The 6,001-nt window shown below is 49.2% G+C and carries 3 protein-coding genes; 1 reads left to right on the top strand and 2 read right to left on the bottom strand.

Annotated features, from left to right (window positions below; genetic code table 11):
- Both BN93_RS13750 and BN93_RS13745 read right to left on the bottom strand, forming a co-directional pair.
- Positions 1-317, bottom strand: a 317-nt coding sequence (locus BN93_RS13750; protein WP_044260909.1) for an endonuclease/exonuclease/phosphatase family protein, incomplete at its 3' end; no start/stop codon positions are given.
- A gap of 1,465 nt (positions 318-1,782) precedes the next feature.
- Entirely contained in the window at positions 1,783-4,275 is a 2,493-nt protein-coding gene (locus BN93_RS13745) for an outer membrane beta-barrel protein (RefSeq protein WP_019188896.1), read from the bottom strand.
- 304 nt (positions 4,276-4,579) lie between these two features.
- Here BN93_RS13745 and dxs point away from each other — a divergent pair.
- A partial coding sequence (gene dxs / locus BN93_RS13740) for a 1-deoxy-D-xylulose-5-phosphate synthase (RefSeq protein WP_019188894.1) occupies positions 4,580-6,001 on the top strand: 1,422 nt, incomplete at its 3' end.

Below are 6,001 nucleotides of genomic sequence, written 5' to 3'. Positions count from 1 at the left end.
TCGGTCAGCACTTTTGCGTTCTCCACCTCGGCCAATCCGATAACGGCGCACCCCACTCCAGGCAGCACATCGGTACCCATATCGGCCAAAGCGCGTGCCATGTTGTGCAGTTTGTGGGTGTATTTCATGCCATTCCACTTGTACGAGCCACTTGGCAGAAACTCGTAATCGCGCTTGCCTTCGTCGTGGCAAGTGTCAAACAGGTTTTCTTGGTTGTAAAATCCTGCGGCGTAAACCGCGAATTTCTTTTGTGCTGCTGCCGATAAAACGACCACAAGTAGGGCCGACAAGGCAAGCATCCTTCTAAAATAGCTCATGTTTTTGCGTATTGTTGTTCGTTTTCTTGTTCTTCAAAAGTGCGTTTTTGCCTTTCCGCTTCGCCAAGCACTCCGTGTAGGCGATTTCCAATTTCTCGCCAGGGTCAATGCTCCAAGCCAGCTTGGCGTTGCCCATCAGGCTCGCCAAAAACGTTCTTGAATTACTGTCTTTTCAGCTTTCGCCCGCCATTTGTGCCAACAGCTGTTATCATCGGCAACTTCGGCCACTGCTAAGCAGTATGCAAATATCGTCATTTTATTTTGAAAACGAAAGCCATTGCCCCATTTTTTTGGCTTTTGCAAGCTACAAGGAGTTAAGGCATGTTCTAAAAATTCCCCGCAAAGGTTCAATCGTTGTTCCTTGTATTGCTCTTAACTGCCTTTATCAAAAGCCAACAAATCTACTGGGTAATTGCATAACAAACCAAATTAGCTTGCCATTCATCGACGGGTAAACGCATTAACGAACCAACTAGCACATTAGCAAACTCGCAAACGCATCGAACTAAGAAGGGCGAAAGAATGTCCACACCCACCAACTAGCCCGACTGCAACCAGCCAACTGGAAAGTTCATTATCTGGTCAAACGGAAAATTCATTAACTGGTTTACTGGAACATTCGTCAACCAATCAATTCGTCAATCCTTAAAAAATGTCCGCTTTTCGGTACGAATTTTAACATTATGAGTGCCCTTCCTGGCCACCAACCGCGCACCTTGCCCCAAATAATCGATTCTCGCGAAGGTTAGTTTTGATGCAAAAAGGGACTACTATGCGAATGCGGCAAAATGAATTTTTATTTAAAAGAACCGCCATTTGTACCAGTTTTGGGCCTATTTACAGCAAGATACTGTGCAATATGCCGCAAAACGCAGTGCATTTTGGTGCAAAACGCAAGCTATTTTGGTGCAAAACGCAAGGCGTTTTGGTACTAAATGCAAGGTATTTTGCCGCTAAATGCAGTGCGATTTGCTGCTAAATGCGAGATGATAAGCATAAAAATCCGCCGTGATGGTATAAATATAACGTCTTAGAATCATGAAACACATGCCTCGAAAGGACAAAATAGCCGTCAAAAAGTGGAGTTTTAGGAGCTAAAAGCATGTATTTGGGCGTAAATAATCATGGGTTGGCAAGCAAACTAGAAAGGCAAAATGGTGCAAAATGCAGGCCATATCCCTTAAAATAGACAAAACAAAAAGCGTGCAAGGTTAAAAACAGTATCTATTTACCTACCTTTTGACCATTATTTTCGCTAGAACGGAGTGAAAATTAGAACGATATTGTAAAATAAATAATAACAATTTAAGTTTTGAGTTTTTAAGTTGATGAGTTGATAAGCTTATGAGTCGATGAGTTTGTAATCTTGTAAGTTGGTGAGTTGATGTATTCGGGAGTTGTTGGGTTTTCGTAAGATGATAAGCCAGTGAGTTGATAGGCCGTAAGTTTTGAGTTCAATTTAAGTTTATGGATTGGCAGATTCTTGATTTGTTGGACTTAGTGTACCCTCCTTCTTCTTAAAGTTAAGCTGGTAGCTAAACGACAGTAGCACGTAGCTTTTAATTACGGGACGATAGCTTTCGTTAAATCCTGTGGCCGATGCAGTGCGTTCGAGACTTTGCCGACGATTAAGAATGTCGTTCCAACTAAGGGTTAGGGTGGCTTGCTTATTAGGAAGGAAACTCCAAGCCAACGACATGTTCCACAGCCATTGGTCGGCATCGCTGCTGGTCATCGTGCCCCGATGCAGGTAACAAGAGGCATCGGTAGAGAGTTCCAGGTCGAAAGGCAAGTCGGCCATAGCGTTAACGCTTAGCGAGAAATCATGGTTTTTGGTGCGCGTCTGTGTCTGAATGTTGTGCGAAAAGCGTGGTTGCCAGTGTGCGCTAAACGTTATGTCGCCCCATTTTGGCACAAATCCACATAGCAAGAGTACCTCTCCTTCACGCATTTTGGTAATGCTTTTCGTCACGTCGGCCTCGGTTTCATCTCCGTTGAGCGACACTTCGCGCCGCAAACCCAATGCCATGCTAAGCCCCAAGTTCCATAAACCCAGCTGTTTGTTCCACCCCAAGTTGGCGTTAAAGCTGTTGTTGCCGTTGATGTTTACTTGCCGATAGTGGCGCGCACCCGACTGGCGGTCGAGCCGCATCTCTTCGGTAAAGTCGTTAAGCGTGTTTTGGAAGTTGGCACTTAGCGAAAGTCCCCATCGTTCGTATTCCCATTCTAGGTCGAACATGCTGTTGAACGCGGGTTTAAGGTTTGGGTTTCCTTCGCGAATAGCCAAAGGGTCGGTGGTGTTTCTGAAAGCGAGCAACATCTCTGCACTGGGTTGCGAGGTGTAGCCCGAATATTCCAAGCGCACACTCATGCCCTTTCCACGCCACCGCACATGCGCCATCGGCTTGAAGTCGGCGTGTCGTAAGGTGGTATCGCGTTCTTCGCCGTGGTATCGTTGATGAAACCGCTTGCGCTGTGGCAGCAAAGTAAGGCCGCCATTGGCACTAAGATGCTCGCTATCGTAGTTGAATGCCAGTCGAAACTCTTGCCCAAGAGACGTCAGTCTGCTTTCGCTACTAAGGCTATCTACCCATTGTCCGTTGTTCCCAGCCTTGTCGTAAGTGTCTTGCTTGCGGTAATCCTTGGCCGCAACAATGCCCCAACCCGCCTGCAAGCGCACATTTTTGCCCAAAGGCTGAGTAAGCAGTGCTGTGAAAGATGTTTGTCTAGACTGCGTGGGCGATAGCTGTTCCAACGCTCGAAGTTGCAAAGAGTCGGTTCCCTGCTTGTTTTTCAATTGCCGATAATGCGTTCTGCTGTGCGAATTGCTGGTGCTTTGGGCATTGTTGGCATCCATTCGGCCCACAATACTCAATGCCGTACCCCCCTCGGCAAACGCATGAGTGAAGTCGGCCGAGGCACTAAAGCTGTTGGAATGGCCGCGCGAAAAACTCTCTTCGTTACCCAACGTTATGGTGTCTATGCGCGCCCGCTTGTCGAACAGCTGCGTTTCTTGCGCACTTTGGCTTTTGTTGCCGTATAGGCTGGCAGAAAAATTCACGTTGAGTTGGCTGCGCTTAGACATCTCGTAAGTGGAAAAGAACCACAGCGAGCCACTGGTGTTGCGCCCCTTCGTGCTACTTGTCGAGGCATCGGCTCGTGTTCCTGTGGTGAGATACTCCTCACTGTAACTGGAACCAAACATTTCTTGATGGAAATCGTAAAGCGATGCACTGGCGTTAAGCTTTAATTGCTTGCCAAAATGCTTGTTTCCGTCGATGGATACCGAATTTGTATAATTGCCGTTGCCGGCTGTGGTGTTCTCCAAGTTGCTGCTTGCCACACCAAACGACAAGCTTTCGCCGTTAGACCGCAACCAATTAAGCAGCGCACTGTCGTTACGTCGCCCCTGCGTGCCATGTTCGGCCTTAACGTTTGTGGTAAGGGCACCGTTAAATTCGTCCTTAGTCTGAATGTCGAGCGTTAGCTCTTGTAATCCGTCGGTAATGCCCGTGGCCTTTTCGAGGGTAGAAAGTAAGTCGTATATTTTAAGTTGCGACACAGCCTCGGCAGGCAAGGCGGCCAAGGCTCGTGCGATGTTGTTGCCCATGAAGGTAGAGCCGTTGAGGTTAATCTTAACAAGTGGCTTGCCATTATAGGTTAGTCGGCCTGTCACTCGGTCGTAGCGCATGCCCGGAACCTTGCGTAACAGATACTCCAAGCTACCGCCTCGCTTGGTGTGTAGCCCGCCCACGTTGATAAGCGTGGTGTCGTTGCACATCTGAATAAGCTTTCGGCGAGCCACCACAACCACCTCGCCAAGGTCTTTTCCTTGGCGTAACGTGTCGGGGTCGCTTAGCAAATGGCGCGGTTCCGACGATGTGGCGGCGCGTGTTGGCAAAGAAGAAACGGCCAATAAGCCAACCGCTATATATATAAGGAGTAGCCTTATGCGCATCTAACTGTTTTCTGTTTTCGGCCATGAGGCCTGTAAGCAAGCCAAATGCAAAGGTAGTCTACACTTTCGGGCTGTGCAACAAAAAGGCTTATTATTTTACATCCGCACCGCTACTAAGACTTATTTTAATGCCATCAGCCAACTTACAACACCTTCATACCCACCGCTGCGAGCCGCACAACAGGCAAGACAAACAGGAACGCAACATTAAAAACGTTACCCTGGTAGGCGAATAATGAATGCGGCGTTATCGAAATTCGATTAAAAGCCGTACCTTTGTGCCGTAATTGAACAAGAATTTATTGTGGGAGAAAACAGTTTCGAGCTATTAGATAAGATTAGGTACCCAGAGGACTTGCGCAAACTAGATGTTGAACAGCTGCCTCAACTGTGCCAAGAGCTACGCCAAGAGATTATAGAAGAGGTGTCGGTGAACCCCGGACACTTTGCTTCGAGTCTGGGCGTAGTAGAGCTTACCATTGCTCTGCACTACGTTTACGACACGCCCGAAGACCGAATTGTATGGGACGTAGGCCATCAGGCATACGGCCATAAACTGCTAACGGGCAGGCGCGAGCAGTTTTTCACCAATCGTAAGCTGGGCGGCATTCGCCCTTTTCCCACGCCAATGGAAAGCCATTACGACACGTTTACCTGCGGACATGCCTCAAACTCTATCTCGGCTGCATTAGGAATGGCCGTGGCTGCCAAGCTAGGCGGCGACCAACAACGCCACGTTGTGGCCGTGATTGGCGACGGAGCGATGAGTGGCGGATTGGCTTTCGAAGGCATTAACAACGTGTCGTCTACGGACAACGACTTGCTCATCGTGCTCAACGACAACGACATGAGCATCGACCGTGCCGTTGGAGGCATGGAGAAATACCTGCTGAACCTCGACACCAACGAAACATACAACCGCCTACGCTTTAAGGCTGCACAATGGTTGCACGCCAAAGGCTGGCTGGACGACGACCGCAAGAAGGGCATTCTGCGACTGAACAACGCCTTGAAGTCGGCTTTGAGCCACCAACAGAACATCTTTGAGGGCATGAACATACGCTACTTCGGCCCATTCGACGGCCACGACGTGAAAGAAGTGGTGCGAAAGCTACGCCAACTCAAACTGATGCGCGGCCCAAAGCTACTACATCTGCACACCACCAAAGGCAAAGGCTACAAGCCAGCCGAAGAATCGGCCACCATTTGGCATGCCCCTGGCAAGTTCGACCCTGCAACGGGCGAACGACTAGTATGCAACAACACGGGCGAACCGCCGCGTTACCAAGACGTTTTCGGCGAGACTCTGGTTGAATTGGCACAAGCCAACCCCAAGATTGTGGGTGTTACGCCAGCCATGCCCTCGGGATGTTCGCTAAACATCATGATGAAGGCCATGCCCAACCGCGCTTTCGACGTGGGCATTGCCGAAGGACACGCCGTAACTTTCTCTGCGGGCATGGCCAAAGATGGGCTTATGCCATTCTGCAACATATACAGTTCGTTCTCGCAACGCGCGTACGACAACATCATTCACGATGCGGCGTTGCTCAATTTGCCTGTGGTGCTGTGCCTAGACCGCGCAGGACTGGTTGGCGAAGACGGTCCATCGCACCACGGAGTGTTTGACATTGCCGCGCTGCGTGCCGTTCCCAACCTAACGATAGCCTCGCCAATGGACGAACACGAACTGCGCAACCTGATGTACACGGCCCAATTACCGAAC

Source organism: Prevotella conceptionensis 9403948 (assembly GCF_000312305.1).
In the GTDB taxonomy this organism is placed as follows: Bacteria; Bacteroidota; Bacteroidia; order Bacteroidales; family Bacteroidaceae; genus Prevotella; species Prevotella conceptionensis.
The sequence above is the reverse complement of the archived record's forward strand: the minus strand, read 5'-3'. Positions and strand labels throughout refer to the sequence as shown.